18 protein-coding genes and 1 tRNA gene are annotated in these 18,850 nt (G+C 44.2%); 10 read left to right on the plus strand and 9 right to left on the minus strand.

Annotated elements, in window-relative coordinates; all coding sequences use genetic code 11:
* Positions 1 to 41: 41 nt before the first annotated feature.
* The 3 genes from F6K46_RS40385 to F6K46_RS31210 form a co-directional block, all read right to left on the minus strand.
* On the minus strand, positions 42 to 515 hold the full coding sequence (locus F6K46_RS40385) for an MATE family efflux transporter (protein ID WP_366510816.1): 474 nt from the start codon (positions 513 to 515) through the stop codon (positions 42 to 44).
* Positions 516 to 968: 453 nt separating this feature from the next.
* Complete coding sequence (locus tag F6K46_RS31205) at positions 969 to 2,300, minus strand: DUF2330 domain-containing protein (protein WP_293065167.1); 1,332 nt, start codon at positions 2,298 to 2,300, stop codon at positions 969 to 971.
* A gap of 40 nt (positions 2,301 to 2,340) precedes the next feature.
* Entirely contained in the window at positions 2,341 to 3,339 is a 999-nt protein-coding gene (locus F6K46_RS31210) for an RnfABCDGE type electron transport complex subunit D (RefSeq protein ID WP_293065170.1), read from the minus strand.
* Positions 3,340 to 3,531: 192 nt separating this feature from the next.
* On the opposite strand from F6K46_RS31210, the gene F6K46_RS31215 reads away from it, so the two are divergent.
* Positions 3,532 to 3,654 (plus strand): hypothetical protein, encoded by a 123-nt coding sequence (locus tag F6K46_RS31215; RefSeq protein WP_267876534.1) that lies wholly within the window; start codon positions 3,532 to 3,534, stop codon positions 3,652 to 3,654.
* Between the two features lie 74 nt (positions 3,655 to 3,728).
* Here the strand turns inward: F6K46_RS31215 and F6K46_RS31220 are convergent, their stop codons facing one another.
* Together F6K46_RS31220 and F6K46_RS31225 are read right to left on the minus strand one after the other, a co-directional pair.
* Positions 3,729 to 4,640: an alpha/beta hydrolase gene (locus F6K46_RS31220; protein WP_075898628.1), complete on the minus strand. Its 912-nt coding sequence runs from the start codon at positions 4,638 to 4,640 to the stop codon at positions 3,729 to 3,731.
* A 92-nt stretch (positions 4,641 to 4,732) separates the two neighbouring features.
* The gene (locus F6K46_RS31225; protein WP_070392306.1) at positions 4,733 to 5,458 is read right to left on the minus strand and encodes a hypothetical protein; all 726 of its coding nucleotides are present in this window, start codon (positions 5,456 to 5,458) and stop codon (positions 4,733 to 4,735) included.
* A gap of 1,033 nt (positions 5,459 to 6,491) precedes the next feature.
* Here F6K46_RS31225 and F6K46_RS31230 point away from each other — a divergent pair.
* The 6 genes from F6K46_RS31230 to F6K46_RS31255 all read left to right on the plus strand — a co-directional run bounded on the left by F6K46_RS31230 (position 6,492) and on the right by F6K46_RS31255 (position 11,278).
* On the plus strand, positions 6,492 to 7,013 hold the full coding sequence (locus F6K46_RS31230) for a GNAT family N-acetyltransferase (protein WP_070392308.1): 522 nt from the start codon (positions 6,492 to 6,494) through the stop codon (positions 7,011 to 7,013).
* 64 nt (positions 7,014 to 7,077) lie between these two features.
* A tRNA-Pro gene (locus F6K46_RS31235) sits at positions 7,078 to 7,151 on the plus strand.
* 328 nt (positions 7,152 to 7,479) lie between these two features.
* Entirely contained in the window at positions 7,480 to 8,247 is a 768-nt protein-coding gene (locus F6K46_RS31240; protein WP_075898632.1) for a Tic22 family protein, read from the plus strand.
* On the plus strand, positions 8,244 to 9,191 hold the full coding sequence (gene prmC / locus F6K46_RS31245; RefSeq protein WP_293065178.1) for a peptide chain release factor N(5)-glutamine methyltransferase: 948 nt from the start codon (positions 8,244 to 8,246) through the stop codon (positions 9,189 to 9,191). Before F6K46_RS31240 ends, prmC begins: the two co-directional genes overlap by 4 nt.
* A 102-nt stretch (positions 9,192 to 9,293) precedes the next feature.
* On the plus strand, positions 9,294 to 9,896 hold the full coding sequence (locus F6K46_RS31250; RefSeq protein WP_070392311.1) for an L-threonylcarbamoyladenylate synthase: 603 nt from the start codon (positions 9,294 to 9,296) through the stop codon (positions 9,894 to 9,896).
* Between the two features lie 389 nt (positions 9,897 to 10,285).
* Positions 10,286 to 11,278 carry a HAMP domain-containing sensor histidine kinase gene (locus F6K46_RS31255; protein ID WP_293065182.1) on the plus strand — a complete coding sequence of 331 codons (993 nt, stop codon included), beginning with the start codon at positions 10,286 to 10,288 and terminating at the stop codon, positions 11,276 to 11,278.
* On the opposite strand, the gene F6K46_RS31260 is transcribed toward F6K46_RS31255, so the two are convergent.
* A complete protein-coding gene (locus F6K46_RS31260; RefSeq protein ID WP_293065185.1) occupies positions 11,238 to 11,708 on the minus strand; it encodes a GNAT family N-acetyltransferase in 471 nt (156 codons plus the stop codon). The two genes, F6K46_RS31255 and F6K46_RS31260, sit on opposite strands and share 41 nt — an antisense overlap.
* Positions 11,709 to 12,048: 340 nt before the next feature.
* On the opposite strand from F6K46_RS31260, the gene recJ reads away from it, so the two are divergent.
* Positions 12,049 to 14,100: a single-stranded-DNA-specific exonuclease RecJ gene (gene recJ / locus F6K46_RS31265; RefSeq protein WP_366510817.1), complete on the plus strand. Its 2,052-nt coding sequence runs from the start codon at positions 12,049 to 12,051 to the stop codon at positions 14,098 to 14,100.
* 186 nt (positions 14,101 to 14,286) lie between these two features.
* On the opposite strand, the gene F6K46_RS31270 is transcribed toward recJ, so the two are convergent.
* On the minus strand, positions 14,287 to 14,421 hold the full coding sequence (locus F6K46_RS31270) for a photosystem II reaction center protein Ycf12 (protein ID WP_070396607.1): 135 nt from the start codon (positions 14,419 to 14,421) through the stop codon (positions 14,287 to 14,289).
* Between the two features lie 201 nt (positions 14,422 to 14,622).
* On the opposite strand from F6K46_RS31270, the gene F6K46_RS31275 reads away from it, so the two are divergent.
* Complete coding sequence (locus tag F6K46_RS31275; RefSeq protein WP_008178398.1) at positions 14,623 to 14,976, plus strand: YkgJ family cysteine cluster protein; 354 nt, start codon at positions 14,623 to 14,625, stop codon at positions 14,974 to 14,976.
* A gap of 39 nt (positions 14,977 to 15,015) precedes the next feature.
* Positions 15,016 to 15,648, plus strand: coding sequence for a phosphoribosylanthranilate isomerase (locus F6K46_RS31280; protein WP_293065192.1), 633 nt, complete (start codon positions 15,016 to 15,018; stop codon positions 15,646 to 15,648).
* 111 nt (positions 15,649 to 15,759) lie between these two features.
* Here F6K46_RS31280 and F6K46_RS31285 read toward each other — a convergent pair whose 3' ends face one another.
* Together F6K46_RS31285 and F6K46_RS31290 are read right to left on the minus strand one after the other, a co-directional pair.
* The gene (locus F6K46_RS31285; RefSeq protein WP_293065194.1) at positions 15,760 to 17,760 is read right to left on the minus strand and encodes a DICT sensory domain-containing protein; all 2,001 of its coding nucleotides are present in this window, start codon (positions 17,758 to 17,760) and stop codon (positions 15,760 to 15,762) included.
* Between the two features lie 123 nt (positions 17,761 to 17,883).
* Positions 17,884 to 18,555 (minus strand): pentapeptide repeat-containing protein, encoded by a 672-nt coding sequence (locus F6K46_RS31290; protein ID WP_293065197.1) that lies wholly within the window; start codon positions 18,553 to 18,555, stop codon positions 17,884 to 17,886.
* Between the last annotated feature and the right edge of the window lie 295 nt (positions 18,556 to 18,850).

Raw genomic sequence — 18,850 nt, forward strand, 5'->3', positions numbered from 1 at the left:
TAATACCATAAAGTTCCTGAGTCAGGCTGTGTCCTTAGCAGTCAGGCAGCGTTCTCACGAATTGTCTCTGATTCCGCTTTTGAAGTGAGTGGGGTGACTTTGTCAATCTCTACACCTGAATGCTTACATTTAACTTCATCAGGAGCATCGAGTATAAGAAACCAAATTTTCTCGATAGGATATTGTAAAATAACAATTAATATACCCAGTACCAACCCTATCAATCCATTACGTAAACCCACTAATAACATGGCTTCGCGGTCATCTTTGCCTACAGCTTGAGCCGTCGCTCCCGTTGTTCCCATCCGCAAGAAGTGTAAAAGTCGGTAAAGATAGGTAAACAAAACCGTTGCGACTGCAACTCCTGCTAAGTGACGAATTTCTGTCAGATGTCCCAGGAAAGCAACGCTGACCAAGCCCGATAAGGGAATCATGATATTGGAGAGGGTATTAATGACCGCAAGCCTGTAGAAGCGGGGGAGAAGACTGTCTGAGTTTAAGCGGGCAAGTTTCATCGGCTCAACTATCAACTTTATTGGTATTTTTAAGAGTAAATATTAACAAAAATTCAGCTTAATTTAAAAAAACAATTATGGGATTTAAAAAATTCCACTTTCTATGAAACACAGGATAGAAAGACAACTCAGATCAAGAACAATTCTGATAGCTGGTCAGCTACCTAAGAGCTGATTTATAAAGTAAATATTAAGAAGCTTGAAAGCTTTGCTATGATTGTCTTTTGGGTATTAAATAGTTCAATTGTTCTAGTTTAGCCCAAGCCTTATCCTACAAGGATTACAGCGAGTTTACAAATCAGCTCTTACAAACGGCTCGATTATCTCAAAGGGATCAGAGCTGCTTCCCTGATCCAGTGTACTTTATAGGCGACTTGTCTCCCTCTGAGCAAGTAAGAAATAACCAGTAAAACAAGTCACAAGTTACAAGTCACAAGTAACGATTTTCATGGTTTACCAAAGATGTCTCCACCAAGGAATAGGCTTAACATCAGGAAAATCGATTTTATTGCGGATTTCATCAATATCCCATCCAGTCAACTCAGCTAAGGTTTTAGCTTCCTGTTGCAATCGTCGATTTAACGATTGTTGATAGTCAACTCCTGCCCTACAGCTCATCTCCCCAGTAAACGGATGACGAAGGATATATCGTCCCTGAAACAATTCACGATTGGACGTTTCCTGGAACATCAAATCTTCTGGGAAGGTATCACGGGTATAGCGAACATGGAGGCGAGTTATATAAACATTATTAGATCTGAGTGAAACATTATTAGATCTTCCTGAGTTTAGCCAAAAGACACCTGATTTCCGGAGCTCTTCCCAATTGAGGGGGTTAGCTGAACATGGATCACAACTAGCCATATCCCAAGCATATTCAAGAAAAGCTACTTTTTTCCCTTCACCCTCGTAAGCAGTTTGGAACATAGCAGTGTAGAAATCACCAAACTCTGCTTTGACAAATACTGGAATTTCAGTATTAGAAGGAATCTTCACCGTGCGGTAGTTTGTAATTTCAGCCTGACCTCGGGGTGATAACACATAAACAATCAGGTCTTGCTCACCCGTAGCATTCATCATCCCTAAGCGAATGGGCAGCATAAATCGGGGAGACTCGTAAGCCATCTGGAGGGGTCGCAACCGTTGGTAGGCAGTTTTGTCAAATTCCTCCAGATTGACTTTGGCAACGAAAAATTTCATATTCTGGCGGATGTAGGGTCGCAATAACCGATTTGCTCCCCGTGGAATTTTGTAACCGTTGCGTCTAAGCCAGGTTTCTAAACCTCTAGAGTCCTTAGCACTGAGGATAAGAATGTTATATTCTCCAACTGAGAAGCGCTCCTCTACCGTGACACCTAAACTACGATCATAAGCATCCGGTCCCCTTGTGCCACCTGGACGACCTAGGTCTGCTGGCGCACTTTCGAGATACCTTCGGTTATGGGCACAGGGGTCTGGGTCAAAATATTCCACTAGTCGAGGTGCACTAAACTGATCGAGGCGTTCAATAATCTTAGGGTCACCTACATTCACCTGTTCTCGCTGAAGCACCACAGGAACTGGCACAACCATGGCAAAGTCTTTAACATCCCCTTGATAGTCATTTGCCATGGTTAAAACAGTGCGATCGCCATCCCGAGCAATTACCACTTGAGAGGACTGGTTATATAGTTTAGTATCAGCTTTGGCGACATAAAACCCACAAAAACCCCAGGCTTTTTGAGCCAAGCACAAACTCATTAAAACCGTTATAAAAATAGTACTTATAACCCGAATAATTTTCATTTTTATTAATTTTTTTGTCTTTAACTAAAGTTACTTAATGTCATTCAACAGAGCCACTATCATGCCAGGAAAATCTCGTAGATGACCAGATAAAATCCAAAATTACGCTCAAAGGGGATAGGGCAAACAACGCCCAGAAAATAGCAGTAGGCATGAATAATTGATTGCGCAATATAAAAGTCAGTAACGCAATACACACCGCCCAGAGCAATCGACTAATCGGTGCATTGGGGATTGAGCGAGGGTCGGTTAGCATAAATAGGGCAAACAGTAACAAAGACCCACTCATCAACCGATGGCAAAATACATCCCAACTCCAGCCAAGCCAGAGATTTCTAATTCCTTCTAAAACGGCATAAGCACCCAAAAACGCTGCTGTTGTATCCCATCGTCCTACCCGTTTTAACACCATACTGCCAGTGCCCGCAAATAATAGAGCATACCAACCATCATCCCCCCACTGTCCCGGAGAAACCCAAGCATCATTGGTTAGGATAAGAACAGCAATAATTCCAAAATTGGCTGGATTAAAAAAATGCTTGCCCTCAACTCGGAAAATAAATTTACTCAAAATTCCTAGGGAGCCAGCTAAAACCATAGTACTATAGTTATCAGCTCGCAGTAGCAGGCTCAAGCTTAAGGCTGTAATCATAGCACTTTTTAGGGAAGGGGATTGGGGAGAACTCGAAAAACTAGCATCATTATGCTGGGATAAATTTGGTGGTTTTCTCAGCAGATTAAGACTTATTTCTAAGGTTTGAATTTTGCAGCATTCAAGAATAGTTTTAAAATCGGGTTTGGGATTAAAGCCCAAAGGAAGGCCAAAGAAAGATCGGCCAAGGTTCCCAGAGTTTTTGATTACTGATCTGTGTTTGGGGTTTGACCAAAGAAATGCTGCTAAGCACTGAGTTAGTAGGCAGCTGACGATTACAACTAGAATCAAGTCTGGTCTTAGTGTCCAGTCCCGAGTGCTGATGCCCAAGACTAGAAAGATCGAGAGAAACAGAATTTGATTGTTTCGGGGGTCTTGTTGCCACATTATCTACGTATTCTGATCCGACTGTTAAAGTAATCAGGGCGCTCTGTATGGATCAGATTTAACACAAAAGAAGACGCTAACTATACCAAGACTAATGCCAGAGCGGTCAAGAAATGTTTACCCGCTGCCAACACCAGGCTACGGGTGCGATCGCACCATACTTTCCAAAGCCCTTTACAAATACCTTGACAAATGCTAGCTACTGTTTTTGATTGGTTAATTCAGTATGATCTCAAGTATAGTCGGGTCAGTTATCAGTGGTCAGTTACCGATTACTCATTACCGATTACCCACTTCACTCAATTATTCCATTAATAATCAATGGAGAATTCTAAGGGTTATACATTAAGCAAATGTCCGGTATATGGCCAGAACATTGCCCATTGTAATTAACTGTAATTAGCCAAAATTTGACGAATTTGATCATCAATAGTCTCTGGTTTCTCCACCATCGCCATATGTCCACATTCAGCAATTTCAATCACATTGTCCCCACAGGATTGAAAGAGACTGTGAAAACTAGCCAGATGACGCACATATTTCGGTTCCATTACCTTATCCTGACTACCAGCAATGAAATAAACAGGTTGTTTTAGTCGGGAAACAACCTGAGGTAAGCGATGCACCTCAGCTTCTGTGGTAGAATCTAGTAACGTCCTCAGTGCAGCTTCCGCGTTAGCAGTAACAAAATCAATAACCCGTTGACGTCCCCATTTCCGGGAAATAGGATGCGCTACCTGAGCCCGGGTAAACAGTAAATCGAGTAAAGGGACATAACACAACCAACGGGGACGGCGTTTTACCAACTGCTCACCAGCCAGCCGAAAGCGCTCAAATTCTTCTTTAAGATAAATTCCACCACCAGCATTAAGACAGATTACCCCTTGAATCCTCTGAGGCAGCAAATAGGCACCCCATAGAGCAATGCTACCCCCTAGGGAATGACCAACTAACCAAGCTTGTTCGATTCCCAGTTTTTCTAACAGGATGCCCAAGTCCTCAGCATAGGCAGCTAAGCTATAGCGGTCAGTGGATGAAACAGCAGTCTCAGGAAATGGTGATTCCGAGTCCCGGTTAGATGTTGAGCTTTGAGTGTTATGAATTTGGGACTGGGATTCACCGAATCCCCGCAGGTCATAGATCAGACACTGATACTGCTGTGACAACCTATAAATTAGAGGTTGCCAATAGCTACGGCTTAACAGCCAGCCGTGGATGAAAACCAGAACAGGGCAGGATGATTGGGTAGGAGGTGTTAATTCGTAAGTATGGGATATTCCTAGAATGTTAATGCTTGCCATACCTTGATCTTATCGAAGAATTAACAGGATAGGAAATTCGTCAGTGATTTTAATCACAACGGGTCGCACCTGTGCTTGTCACCTTTTTATGACTAAAACACTTGACCTAGTAATCGCCTCCGAATGCTTTCAGCAATTTTTTGACCTAAATAATCGGGAATCAAGTTTCCGTTAGGGCCTAGTAGGTAAAGAATCAGCCTGGTTCGTCCCCGCCACACCAGCAAGTTGGCATTGACCACCAGTAAATCCTCTTGCCAGATGGCATACATAACTTTGTAAAATAATCCAGGTTGGTTATTTGCCTCAATTAACAGCGCTGGTAGATGAAACACTGGGTCTACATAAAATTCTGTTTCTACCTGCTTCAAGCCAGCATCGAGATTAAATTCCACTGCCAGCATTTGTTCCACCTCAAAGCGCCCTGCCAAAGCCTCTCTCAGGGCACGGCAGACATTTTCTGAGGTTTTGTGGGTCAGCGCTTTCCGGTTACGAGACACCACTAGTTTCATAAACACCAGCATTGGTGGACTAATTTGACCATAAAGACTGAGACTGTGGATAGTCAGTCCATAGGCAGTCAGAACGCCAAAAATGTCACTGAGCAGAAAAGACTCATTCCGGTAAGCAAAGTGCAGGACACTTTTTGAGCCTTCCGGTTTGATCTCAATTACAGCATGTTGGGTTTTATAGAGTCGGTAAGCAAGTCTGAGGTTGTGCAGTTGGATCTCACTACTAACAAACTGCTCATAGAACTTAGGAAACGCTCGGTTGAAGCGTTTCAGGATTTCTTGTTGGGATGATTTCCAACCCACAGTCATCGATAGGGGTAGGTGGCTATTCTTGTTTATCAAAAGGTGCGCGCCCGTTCGCGCCCCGCGTCGGGCTTTGCCTCAAGGTGCTACCCAAGGTCGGGTAACCCGGCCTTGGAGGGGCGCACCGCCACGGGAATTTAATTGTTAATGGTAAGAGCGCACCTAAGCTTTTTGAGTTAACACAACCCGGTAAGCTTGTAGAGGGACTTACAAAAATACTGATAAAAGAGCCTTAAATCTATATATAGATAGAGTTTAACATTGATTTGCTTGATTTATTGATATATCTGGGTTTGAGCCCTTTTTGGCTATTTGGTGTATTTCCAAGGGTTTCCTCTGGGTTTGAGGCTTTTGTCTTGCTCAAAACTCTCTAAGTCCCCCGAGGCAACAACAAGCGCGGATCTGATTCATTTCTCACCAATTCTGCTGATTAGCCTAGTCTAACTAATCTTCCCCAACTTCCCCACCTTCGGTAGCTTGCCGACTTTCCTTGTTAGGTGCGCTCTTACCATTAAGAATTAAATTCTCGTGACGGTGCGCGCCTGTTGATGCAAAGCGCGAGTGGGGAGGGGCTGTGTGCGGAACACCACCATTCTCCTTTGGAGACACTACGTGAACGCACCGCTGTTTGCCCCGTGGAAACCCCCGTCACGCCACTGCATCGGTTGTTGATTTAGATTCGCGCAAGGGCAGCAAACAGCTGTGCCCCCTCCGACGCGAGCATCTTATCCAAGCGACTTCAAAGAGCGCGACCGATGGGAATGCTAGGATAATAATTTATATAGGAGGCTTAATAGGAGGCTTAATTGTGGTATTATCATTTGCACAAAGAATTAGTTTCAGATCAAGGTAGGTCGGGTATGATAGTTTTCCTGGTGGAATAAAACCAATAGATCAAAGATCACTTTCTGTTTTTTGAAACAAACATTTAAGTCTGGCTCTGGTTGACCGAGACCCAGAACGTCTGAGCCGTCAGGGAAAGAAGACCATTACCAGTTCAAGTAGCTCACAATTATGATAACGCCACTGTCACACCTGCATGGGTTTTTGGAAAAGCTTCTTTAGCAGTTCTGACACTGCTTTGCCTCAAACACGACCGGAAGGAGATACCGTAGAAGGTGTAAAATATCGCACCGACGGTACCTCACGGGTATTTTTCAGTACAACACGAGAAATTGACCTGTACGAATTGGAAGAACTTTGTGATGCTGTTGGTTGGTCTCGCCGTCCTCTGCGCAAAGTTAGGAAAGCCATTCAGCATAGCTTTTTGGTTACTTCTATGTGGTACCAGCGAGGTAACACGAGGCGCTTAATTGGCTTTGCCCGTGCCACTTCTGATCATGCTTTCAATGCGACAATCTGGGATGTAGTGGTTCATCCAGATTTCCAAACCAAGGGACTGGGCAAAGCTTTGATGAGATATATGATCAAAAAATTGCGCAGCCAGGATATTAGCAATATCACCTTATTTGCTGATCCTCAAGTGGTAAGTTTTTACCGTAAAATGGGATTTATGCCTGACCCAGAAGGTATTAAAGGCATGTTCTGGTATCCAGATTAATCTCGAGTACACACAAAGCGCCAAAAGTGAGTTATACTGGTTATACTACATTAGAGGTAGCACCCGGGATGTAGCGCAGCTTGGTAGCGCGCCTGCTTTGGGAGCAGGATGTCGCAGGTTCAAATCCTGTCATCCCGATTTTAAATTCATAAGTCAATCAGTCCATAAGTAAATCCGTAAATCAGTCAAGACACTAGGGTAAACTCAGTGGAACTTGATACAGTCAGGTAAAGTCAAACTTGATACAGTCAAACTTGATACAGTCAAACTTGATAAGAGTTAGCTACAGGGGGATTAAACGCCACTGATCAGCGCTTGTTAACAAGCCAGGTCAAGCTATGATCGATCAAGTTTGATTTGAATCTCTGCCTCTACTAGAGGTTAGTGAGGTGCGTTCAGATCTCTCAGTGAGCAGGGTATTCTAGTTGTAACAGGCTCTTCTTCGTTAAAATTCGAGGTAATTTCTATGAAATCATTGTTCCGTTGGGGCACAACATTAAGTTTAGTAGCGAGTGCCTTACTAGGCTCAGTGAGTGTGGAAAATTTAGCGGCACTGGCTCTGACCGAAGAGCAGGTAAGAGAAAAGTTGAAAGCTGTACCTGTATTTGCAGTTACTGATAGTAAAGGTTCGCCACTAGTAGCCTCAATTCCAGATCAGCAAGATCAAAAGAAGACTACCTCAGTGGCAGGTGTGTTTATTAGCCAAGAAGATGCTAATGCGTTTGTACAGCGTTTAAAGCAGGAGAATCCTGAGCTAGGTAAGAAGGTACAAGTAGTTCCTGTATCTTTGGGGGAAGTTCATGAGCAAAATCAAAAGAATCGCACTGTTCCCAATGGTTTAAATTTTGCCTACATACCAAACCAACAGCAGGTAAAGCAGGCACAAGCGATCTGGAACCAAAATGGTCAAGAAAAAAAGCCATTTCAGGGCGTACCGCTGTTTGTTGCCAAAGAAGCTAGCAACAGCGGATACCTCACTATTCAACAAAATGGGGTCTCATCAATTCCGTTCTTTTTTAACAAAGAGCAATTGCAGAGTATAGTGAATCGCTATAAGCAGCAAGACCCTAACTCCCAGGTTAAGATAGAGGTAGTGCCTCTAGAGGGCGTTATTAAAACCTTACAGGAGAGGAACGATCAGCAACTAGAGAAAATCGTACTAGTGCCATCCCAGGAATCCCTGAAATTTTTGCAAGGTCTGTCCCAAAATCAACTCCAACGTCCAAATCAATGATTATGGATCAGCGGTGGATGGTCTCGGGAAAAGAACTCTGGCAGTGGCGTCAAGATGCTTGCAAGTCTGCAGCTGAGGCAGGTGTCTCTACAGCTGAAGTGGACTGGTTGCTAAAGGAGGTAGCTGAGCTTGACCCATTAGTGCTACGCTTGGAGTCATGGCAACAGTGTGCATTATCAGGGAAAGTCGCTGAAAACTCAACTATTCAACTTTCCCAACCTCTACCTGTACTTACCCAACTGTGGCAAAGGCGTATCCATCAGCGATGCCCAGTTCAATACCTAGCTGAGGTTGCTCCTTGGCGTCATTTCTCCTTGAGAGTTTCCCCAGCTGTCCTAATTCCCCGTCCAGAAACTGAATCCCTGATTGATCTGGCGGTCAATGCTGTAGCTATGAGCTCTAAACCTGACTTATCATCAGGACACTGGGCGGATTTGGGGACTGGTAGTGGAGCGATCGCTTGTGGACTGGCAGAGGTATTTCCCCATGGGACAATTCATGCCGTTGATTGCACTGAAGAAGCCCTTGCCATTGCTCAACTTAATGCTCAACAGTTGGGCATGGCAGAAAAAATAAAGTTCTACCATGGTTCTTGGTATTCACCTCTAGAAGCCTTAAAAGGTCAGTTCAGTGGTATAGTGGCAAACCCACCTTATATACCTAGTAACTCCCTCAAACAGCTACAACCAGAAATCTACTACCATGAACCCCATATTGCCCTCGACGGCGGCAGGGATGGTCTAGACTGTATCCGACAGCTGATTGAAATATCTGGGGATTATCTGCGCCCCGGCGGTGTTTGGTTAATTGAAATGATGGCAGGACAAGCGGACAAGGTTGTTCAACTACTGCAAAACCAGGGCAGTTACTCTCAGATTCAGATATTTCCTGATTTAGCAGGTATTGACCGCTTTGCTCTAGCTTATAGGAAGTATGAAGTATAAACAAGGTATGCATGGATGCCAATAGGTAAAAAGCTTTGGATAATTTCAGCTAACGTTTACCTTTGACGTTATCGCTTCTACTTTTTAGTGTGCTGGTGAGCAATGACCCAAGTTTCTATGGCTACCCTGATTTCTGAGGCTCTCTCAGGTAAGCTGGTAAGTTTTCCAACAGATACAGTCCCAGCACTAGCAGTGCTACCGCACAAGTCAGAGTTGGTGTTTGAGGCAAAGCGCCGTCCTCAAGACAAACCTTTGATTTTGATGGGGGCATCCCCTAAATCTCTTTGGCCATATGTTCAAGGTACTTCCGCACAGAGGTCGATTTGGGAACAGATGGCTCAGAAGTATTGGCCAGGAGCATTAACATTGGTGTTACCCGCTTCAGATAAAGTACCTAACGTAATGAATCCCTCTGACCCGACTACTATTGGGGTGCGTGTGCCAGCTTCTAAGGTAGCGATCGCAATTTTGTCCAAGACTGGTCCGTTGGCAACTACCAGTGCTAATTACTCAGGCGAGCCACCTTTACAAACAATGGCAGCGGTTGAGGTGCAGTTTCCCGAGGTATTGACGCTCCAGCCAGCTGAGTTAGAAGCGATCAAACCAGACAAGATTGGCGTCCCGTCTACTGTTGCTAAATGGACAAGCAGTGGCTGGGAAATTTTGCGTGCTGGAGGGATTCAATTAGACGATTCAGGGTTTTAATAGTTCTACTCACCTTTGAAAAAAACTAGCTATCCTTAAAAAGATCTGACAAAAAAGTATGAAGTTTGAATTGTGAAGTATGAAGTTTGAATTGTGAAGGAATCCTGAATTGTGAAGGAATCCTGAAAACCTTCTATCGATTGGTTACTTGGCAACAGGTATTTTTTTTAGCCTGGTTGTCTACCCAACTCTATCCTTGTCGATTTCCAGCAGTATAAGCTTCAACCTTCATTCTTTATCCTTCAATTTTGTTAGGTGCGCTTTCCGTTGCGAATTAAATTCGCGCTTTGGTGGGCGCCTCCTAGGCCGCAAGCAATCCCTCGCTGCCTAGGGTCGCACCAACGGGCTCGCACCTGTTGACGTTTTTAGTGTGGCAAGACTTAATAAGCATGGGTGAGACGGATCTGATCTATTTGCTAGTAGGCATTGGGTTAGGAGTTATCGGGAGTCGCTTCAGGAAATTTTTAAAGGTGCGCTTTCCAATGGCCGGGGAACCCGACCTTGGGTCGCACCTCCATGAAAGCACAGACTCAAAGACCTCTGGATGCCATCAAACTGATACTGATGCTGAAGAAATCCAGCGTCTGAAACAGGAATTCAAGCAAAATCAATTGGCTTACCAAATGGCAATGGAAATGAGCCAGTTTAAAGCCGGATTTTTGGCACGAACTTCCCACGAGTTGCGATCGCCTCTGAGTCGGTTGATTGGTTTACATCAGTTGATTTTGTCTGATCTGTGTGAGTCTCCAGAAGAAGAGAGAGAATTTGTGAACCAGGCTAACGCCTCTGCCCATACTATGGTTAAACTGCTTGATGAGGTGACTGCTGTAGCTAAAACTGAACACGGTACTAACGTTTTGGAGATTTGCTCAGTCTCTTTGAAGCAGCTGTTTGAAGACCTCTATCGTCTGACCCATTTGCAAGCTGCCAATCGCAATCTCCAGCTGGAAATAGTTCCACCTGACCCCCAAATTCACGTTTTAGTCGATCCACGGCGTTTTCGACAGGCATTAGTCATGATTGTGGATACTGCAATTACTCAGATAAGTAGTGGTCAAATTAAAGTTTGGACTGCACTCTCCTCTAAATCTGAAACAGTTTCCATCTGGATTGATATGCCCTGTGCCATCAGCTGTTGGGCTGAAGATGTTGATTTATTGCAATTACCTCCAGATCAATCAAAACAGCCCAGTGAAATGGTATCCACTTCATCTGGACTGACGTTGTTGATGATTCAAACACTCCTGGAAGTGATGCAGGGGCGTATAGAAGTATTAACGGTTCCCAGTGAAGAAGCTGACAATGATACCTCTGTTGAGAATCTTACCCGGTTTCAAGTTTCTATACCCCAGGGGATTCCTGAGATTGTAGAGCCTTACTAGGCACTGGAGTAACTAGAGGCTGATTGTACAATACCATTGTGGTACTGGAGTTCACCTCAAAACCAATGCGTTCGTAAAAACTTTGTTGATGGGTGGTCATCAAATAAACTCTCTCTACTCGGCTCATCTGAGGATGAGAGAGTACAGTTTCCACTAGCTTACGCCCTAGCCCAGCTCCTCGATAGTCTGGATGGATAACGACATCCCAAATGCTTCCCCGATAAATTCCGTCAGAGGTAGCTCTAGCTAATCCAATCAGCTTCTGGTTATCCCAAACGCTGATGACAGGATTACTGTTAGCGATCGCAACTTGCCAATCCTCGATTTTTCGGTCTTTTGCCCAAAAAGCACCTAAGTTAAACAATTGTTGTAGCTGGTAATAGTCGATTTGAGATTTGCGATCGCAAAACTGAATATGGCGGTAATCCATAGTTACCAAAGTTCCTTCTGATTTTGTTAAACGTGCCTTGAAATTGACTTACTTTCCTGATGTTAGTCTGGAGTTTTAATGAAAACTGTTTAAGTGAAAATAGGGTTGATATCCTGTCCTATTGACTACTTTTAAGGAATATAAATCAGAAAATTTATCCTGATTAATTAACCAATTAATCAGGATTAAACGGGTTTGCAGATAGCTGTTAAAGATATATCTATCGATAGGTTATCTCTGGCTTGACAAACCCAGGGAGCTGAGTATTACAAAATGTTAAGATTATAACCTATTGTAATTATCTCGGTCAAATCCAATAACTGATAGTATGGGTGGTAGTATGGGCTATTGTTGTTCGATCACGACACCTGTGCACAACCACCTCTCACCCACCCCATCCAAACCCCATGCCCAATTGCCTAATCAGCGTTGGGAAATTGCCCCCCTCAAAACTGAACAAGCTAACCAACTCGCCCAAGCTAGAGGGATTTCCCCCCTAATCGCTCAACTCCTGATCAATCGGGGCATTGAAACCTCTGAACAAGCGGAGGTTTTCCTCAATCCCCTATCTCAGGTGATGCCTGCACCGATTGATGAATTTCCCGATTTGGCAATTAGTGTCGAGATGCTCACTGAAGCGATCGCAAATCAAGAAAAAATCGCTATTTGTGGAGACTACGATGCTGATGGCATGACCAGCACGGCTTTGTTACTCAGAGCATTGCGCTGGTTGGGGGCTGATGTAGACTACGCCATACCCAGCAGGATGACAGAGGGTTATGGCATCAATACACGGATTGTGGAAGAATTTGCGGAGGAAGGGGTGGGTGTGATTTTAACGGTTGATAATGGTATTGCTGCCCATGAACCTATTGCTAGAGCTGTAGAACTGGGAATAACGGTTATTGTCACTGACCACCATGACCTACCTCCAGAACTTCCAGACGCTGATGCCATTCTCAATCCCAAGCAACTGCCGGAAGAGTCACCCTACCGAAGTTTAGCCGGCGTAGGAATAGCTTACATTTTAGCTATCTGTCTAGCACAAGAACTGGGTCAAATCAAAGGCTTGACCCAACAGCTGTTAGAACTATTTACTCTGGGAACTATTGCGGATTTAGCTCCTTTAACCGGGATCAACCGACGTTGGTTAAAGCGAGGCTTAGGGTTATTGCCTCAATCTCAATTAGCAGGAGTTCAAGCATTAATCGAGATAACTGGGGTTAAAGATGACCAAAAATCCCTCAAGCCGGAGGATATTGGATTTAGACTAGGACCAAGAATTAACGCTATTGGTCGCTTATCGGATCCCCAAATTGTAATTGAACTGCTGACGACCACTGCACCCGAAGTAGCACTTGAGAGGGCAATGCAGTGTGAAGAAGTGAACCAACGGCGTCAGCAATTGTGTGCTGATATTGAACAAGATGCGATCGCATTTATTGAGGATACTGGACTAGATTGGCAACAGAAGCGGGTATTAGTGATTGTCCAACCGAATTGGCATCATGGAGTCATTGGCATTGTTGCCTCCAGATTAGTAGAGCGCTATGGTGTCCCAGTCTTTATTGGAACCTATGAAGACAAAGACCAACAACACATTCGCGGTTCAGCACGAGGCATAACTGAATTCAATATTTTTGAAGCCTTAGAGTTCTGCAAAGACTTACTGGGTAAATATGGAGGACACAAAGCAGCTGGTGGATTTTCCCTACCTGCTGAGAACTTAAGCGCCTTTGAACAATCCCTTAGCCGTTTTGCCCATCAATCTCTAAAACCTGAACACCTCAAACCCCTAGTTGCTATCGACGCTAGCCTAGAATTCCCTCAAATTACCTCTAACCTCTACCAGCAATTAGATCTGCTTCACCCCTGTGGGATTGGCAATCGGGATCCTGTCTTTTGGAGTGCGAATGTCCAAATCCTTGAGCAACGAGTTGTTGGTAAGGGACACATTAAGCTTACCTTGAATCAGGACAATCAAGCAGTCACGATTCAAGCTATTGCTTGGCGTTGGGGAGAATACTTCCCCTTACCTCGGCGAGTGGATATTGCCTACAAGTTGCGAGAGCATCATTGGGAGGGCAACACAACCATTGAGTTAGAGTTAGTGGGTGTCCGTCTACCCGTAGTTACTAGTAAAGTTACTAGTACCTCAACCACGAAGAAAGCGGAATTTTATTACAATCAGCGCCGCTACACCTGTAGCCTTTGGGAATCTTTAAACGAACTAAGAATTAGAAACCCGGAAGGGAAAGTCCTAGCGATTCAGAAAGGAGAACGCATTGGACTTTTGGGTACTAAACGGGAAGATGCTAAAGAAGTTAATGTCACTAAACCTCCTTACTACCCCTTGATCAAAGCAGCAACTCGTGCCTTGGGACTCAGTTGAAGACTTGAAAATTAACAAGTTACAGGTTGCTGACGAGTTGAAAGTTAACCAGTTATAGGTTGCTGGCGAGTTGAAAGTTAACCAGTTACAGGTTGCAGGTTTTCTACTGAACCTTGGCCAAAAGGCCACGCGTGCGCGTTCAACCTTCAACCTTCAACCTTCAACCCCGTCACCTTCAACCCTATATTAAAGGTCGCCTCTAAGAGCATATAGGGCGAAAATGACCACTGGACCAGCAATCACAACAGCTGCCAGCATACTCAGCTGAGCAATCAATACCCAATCGATGTTACCTATAAAATCTAAAAAAGCTAAATACATATGTTCTCCAGAATTGACCCAACAAAGGCGATGGTGACTAATCACAATCCATCGCTTAGATTTTACTGGGTAATGATCTGCTTTTTTTAAGTAAGTTTACAAAAATATACAAAACTCAACGGCAAGCCTGAGCACATCTATCACGGGTGAAAACTCGCTAAGCTAGATATACTTTAAGCTTTTAGCTCTTTTTTGAAAGTTATGGCCACTTGGAGTTGTGTAAAGCAATGTGGCGCTTGCTGTCATCTTGACCCAGCTGAGCGTCCAGGATTAGAGGAATATCTTCTTCCAGAAGAGCTAGCGCTATATTTAAGTATGGTAGGTGAGGGGGGATGGTGTATAAATTTCGACCACACCACCCGTGAATGTCGTATTTATCCCCATCGACCTCGTTTCTGTCGGGTGGAACCTGAGGTATTTCAGGATATGTATGGGGTGGAGCCAGCAGATTTAAATGATTTTGCCATTGACTGCTGTTGGGAGCATATTGAAGCACTTTATGGTGATTGCTCTCTGGAAATGCTGCGCTTTGAGCGGGAAATATGGAGAGAATAGCGAAAATCGAAATTAACGAGTAACTAGTAACGAGTAACAATGCGTGTAAAAATTTGTGGCATTACGAAACCGGAGCAAGGAGATGCGATCGCAAAATTGGGAGCAACAGCATTAGGCTTTATTTGTGTACCAGGCTCTCCTCGTTACGTTACACCCCAGCAAATTCAAGCCGTGGTCAACCACTTGTCCGTATCAGTTGACCGCATTGGTGTGTTTGCTAATACCTCTACGGAAGAAATTACTGAAATTGTCGTCCTTTCAGGGATAAATGCCGTTCAGCTGCATAGTAATGAATCCCCAGAATTTTGCCAAAAGCTGCGCCAAGCTTTACCAGAGATTGAAATTATTAAAGCCTTAAGGATAAGAACTCCAGAATGTTTAAATCAGGCAGATAGTTATTTAAGTTGTGTAGATACACTATTGCTAGATGCTTACCATCGAAAAATGTTGGGCGGCACTGGTAAAACCTTAGACTGGCAAAGGCTACAAAAATTTCGTCCCAGTATCCCTTGGTTACTAGCTGGTGGCTTGACACCGGATAATGTCTTAGATGCCCTAACGTTGGTGCAACCCAGTGGGATTGATTTATCCAGCGGTGTAGAGCGAACACCAGGTGATAAAGATTTAAAAAAAGTTACTCGGTTGTTCGAGAAATTAGGATCAAGAGTTTAAGGTTGAAGGTTAAAATTTAAATGTTTAATGTTAAGTGTTAAATGTTGAAGGTTGAAGGTTGAAGGTTGTTGGCCTTTGGCGTTCGGTGTAGGGTAGGTTTAAGATTAAAGATCAATAGTCAACAGTCAACAAGGTTTGGGATGATTCTAATGGAATGGTAAAGTGGAATTGACTACCTTGATTTTTCCCCTCAGACTTAGCCCAAATTTTTCCACCCATACCTTTAATAATCTGACGACAGATAGCTAGACCAAGACCTGTGCCACCAACAGTGCGTCGCAGTGAATCTTCCTCTTGATAAAAACTTTCAAATATTGCGTCTAGCTGACTCGGTTCAATACCCCTACCAGTATCCGCTACAATTACTTCTAGCATGGGATTATGGCGGCGATTTTTGGTGAGGAATCCTATCGACTCTGCTTGAGTTTCATTGATTTGGGCTTGGATAGTGATTTTACCCCCTGGCTCAGTAAACTTACAGGCATTATCTAGGAGTTTGGTTAAGACTTCTACCAACCCTTCACCATCTGCTAGGACTGTAGGTAACACAGAGGGTAGTTCAACGTTTATTTCTGGTAGAGTCTCTGGTGACCAAATCGATCTCAGAGCAGAAAGAGCCAAGTCTAGGACTTCGATAATCTGAATGGATTCCGGGTAACGACAGGTCTGACCACTTTCTAACTTAGACAGAGTGAGGAAATCTTGAATCAGTTTACGCATGCGCTCGGCATCGGTTAACGCCGTATCAAGCATAGTTTGCCGAAACTCCGTTGGCATTTCTGGTTCACTCTCTAAACTTTCTAGGCACACTCGGATAGTTGATAAAGGAGTTCGTAATTCATGACCAACGATAGCAATCAGATTATTGCGGGTTCGTTCTAGGGCTTCTAGTTGGTTATGGAGTTCAGTTAAGTCAGTATAAGCTTGGGCTTGATTCAAGGCTACCCCAGCTTGAGTTGCGATCGCTTCTACTAAATCAATATCGTCTTCGAGCCATCTATAGGGTTCCGAACCCCCATGGTGGAGTTCCAGCATCCCCAGCAGTGTTCCTTGATAGTGTATTGGTACCAGTAACCAAGATCGAATCTGCCAATGCTGAATAGTTGTCCTCAGAGCTGGGTTATTGTGTAAGTTGGGAGCTCCAGTAACATCAGCAATGGCAATGGCTCGTTCCTGAGCTAGAGCGACTTGAATTAGAGGATTATCTGCTAACGACCACATCTGTCCAGTGAGGGACGGTAAACCAGAAGCAACCGATTCATACTCAATTTTTGCTTGCTGGTCACTAGGACTACAGCGGTAAAGCAGGCAACGGCAAGAATTAAAGGTGTTTCCTAACTCTTTTACTGTCGCTGCTAAAACATCTTGGGGATTGAGGGAGCGACGGATGGTGGCGGTGATGGCATTAATCAGACGCTCCTTGCCTTCTTTGGTGCTGAGGACTCGATAAGCTTTCAGGAGCTTATATTGACTCGCTTGCAAATAAGTTACCAGCCGCTGAGCAAAAATACTAATATCAATCCCTGCACTGGTCAGCAACAATGTTTGCTCTGGGACTTCTGTAGTCAAACCATAGCGCTGCCATACCTGCTCAACTTTTGGGGCTAGTTCTGGTCGATAACTAGCAATCCGTCCGAGTAACAATCGAGCAGCATGAATGGTAACCCGGCGGTCAAAGGACCAAAAGCCCTCAAACCTGCGAGCCTGCTCCATGGAAGTTGCTGGTGTTAGTTGTTCTCGACAAATTAGGCAAGCTGTATACTTCTGCGCCAAAATCACCAGGTGCCACTCTTGGGCAAGACCATCATTTGGGTCTAAGGGGATAATTTCTAAGGAGTCTTCAACCAGAGCAAAGCCAGACTCGGATTCTGGTGCCGCCAGCACATAAACTTGGTTTGTACGTTGGGCAATTCGCTGATAGCGGTGGACTTCCTGACGATAAAACTTCTCATGCTGGAAATTGGCAATCACCAAGGGAGAGTCATCCACTGCTAGCACGAGGTCTTCCATGGCATGAGAAAGAGCTGTCAAGGAAGATTTGAAGTACATTTGGCAGCGCAGATCTGGTAACTCTTGCCGTAAATCCCCCAGTAACGAATTCGGATTATTCACCTAGAAATCCCTCCCTAATTAGTCCCACTCCACCCATGAGGGGGATAGTTTTACCTCAACAAACTCTCTTGATCAAACCAACCCTTTTGATCAAACCAACCCTTTTGATCAAGGGATTATTTATTAGTTGTTAGCTGTTAGCTTTTGGAATTTTGAATATTCACTAGTCAGTTGATCTGGTACCGTTGCCCCAGAAAGCTCAGCCTGACCCAAATCTACATTTGAGAGAGTAACCCGTCTCAAATCTACCTGACTCAAAATTGCTCCACTCAAGTTTGCTTGAGAAAGGTCAGCATCACACAGATTTGCCCTAGTCAAGTCTGCCTGGTGGAGACAAGCACCAGTCAAATTAGCTCCTCTTAAGTCAGCGTAGCGCAGGTCTGCCCTGGTTAAATTGGCTCCTCGCAAATCGGTATCCTCAAGAAGGCTTAATCTTAAATCGGCTCGGGTTAGAATGGCTTGGCGCAGGTTTACTCTGGTAAGATTCGCCCGAATCATAAATGCCTGACTCAAGTTAGCCTGCACCAGAGAGGTTTTTTTCAAATTAGTTCGCCATAGTTTCGCTCCTGTCAGATTTGCCTGATTAAGGTTGACTTCCTGTAAAACCGCGAGACTCAGGTTGGCATCAGCTAGGTTGACTCGTCTGAAAATTACTCCAGTCAGATTGACTTCACTCAGGTTGATTTGCTGGAGATCTACTCCACGGAAATCCGTCTCACCTGCTGAATAACGCTCTAGAAGCTCATTAGTATCCATTTGGGGTATCCATAGCTGGCAGCTGCGCCAACATGACATAGTGTTACTTTTAATGTAACATAATGTTAAGAATACTTTTTGTATGTAAAGGATTATGTTATATTTGGGAGTTTTATCCAGGGATAAGCTGTTCTTATCGGTGCCTGCAATGGATTTGTGATATAATCAACCACTTACCGGATCAGGTAAGTGTCGGCTTCAAGCTAACCCTAGTGCAGCGCGGCAGAAATACTTGAGCAGCTGCTGATAATGGTAAAATAGAAGGATGAACTGCTTACCTACTCGATGCTCAGCTTACCCTATTGTACTCTTCACAACTTGTGCTATGCCTGAC

The organism is Moorena sp. SIO3E8, assembly GCF_010692445.1.
GTDB lineage: Bacteria > Cyanobacteriota > Cyanobacteriia > Cyanobacteriales > Coleofasciculaceae > Moorena > Moorena bouillonii.

Excerpts from the sequence above, each read along its gene's own strand:
- F6K46_RS40385 (WP_366510816.1), bottom strand. The coding sequence starts at position 515 with ATGAAACTTGCCCGCTTAAACTCAGACAGTCTTCTCCCCCGCTTCTAC.
- F6K46_RS31250 (WP_070392311.1), top strand. The coding sequence starts at position 9,294 with ATGACCCAAGTTTCTATGGCTACCCTGATTTCTGAGGCTCTCTCAGGT.
- F6K46_RS31260 (WP_293065185.1), bottom strand. The coding sequence starts at position 11,708 with ATGGATTACCGCCATATTCAGTTTTGCGATCGCAAATCTCAAATCGAC.
- F6K46_RS31225 (WP_070392306.1), bottom strand. The coding sequence starts at position 5,458 with ATGACTGTGGGTTGGAAATCATCCCAACAAGAAATCCTGAAACGCTTC.
- F6K46_RS31255 (WP_293065182.1), top strand. The coding sequence starts at position 10,286 with ATGGGTGAGACGGATCTGATCTATTTGCTAGTAGGCATTGGGTTAGGA.
- F6K46_RS31280 (WP_293065192.1), top strand. The coding sequence starts at position 15,016 with ATGCGTGTAAAAATTTGTGGCATTACGAAACCGGAGCAAGGAGATGCG.
- F6K46_RS31210 (WP_293065170.1), bottom strand. The coding sequence starts at position 3,339 with ATGTGGCAACAAGACCCCCGAAACAATCAAATTCTGTTTCTCTCGATC.
- F6K46_RS31240 (WP_075898632.1), top strand. The coding sequence starts at position 7,480 with ATGAAATCATTGTTCCGTTGGGGCACAACATTAAGTTTAGTAGCGAGT.
- F6K46_RS31205 (WP_293065167.1), bottom strand. The coding sequence starts at position 2,300 with ATGAAAATTATTCGGGTTATAAGTACTATTTTTATAACGGTTTTAATG.
- prmC (WP_293065178.1), top strand. The coding sequence starts at position 8,244 with ATGATTATGGATCAGCGGTGGATGGTCTCGGGAAAAGAACTCTGGCAG.
- F6K46_RS31270 (WP_070396607.1), bottom strand. The coding sequence starts at position 14,421 with ATGTATTTAGCTTTTTTAGATTTTATAGGTAACATCGATTGGGTATTG.
- F6K46_RS31220 (WP_075898628.1), bottom strand. The coding sequence starts at position 4,640 with ATGGCAAGCATTAACATTCTAGGAATATCCCATACTTACGAATTAACA.
- F6K46_RS31230 (WP_070392308.1), top strand. The coding sequence starts at position 6,492 with ATGGGTTTTTGGAAAAGCTTCTTTAGCAGTTCTGACACTGCTTTGCCT.
- F6K46_RS31275 (WP_008178398.1), top strand. The coding sequence starts at position 14,623 with ATGGCCACTTGGAGTTGTGTAAAGCAATGTGGCGCTTGCTGTCATCTT.
- recJ (WP_366510817.1), top strand. The coding sequence starts at position 12,049 with ATGGGCTATTGTTGTTCGATCACGACACCTGTGCACAACCACCTCTCA.
- F6K46_RS31215 (WP_267876534.1), top strand. The coding sequence starts at position 3,532 with ATGCTAGCTACTGTTTTTGATTGGTTAATTCAGTATGATCTCAAGTAT.
- F6K46_RS31290 (WP_293065197.1), bottom strand. The coding sequence starts at position 18,555 with ATGTCATGTTGGCGCAGCTGCCAGCTATGGATACCCCAAATGGATACT.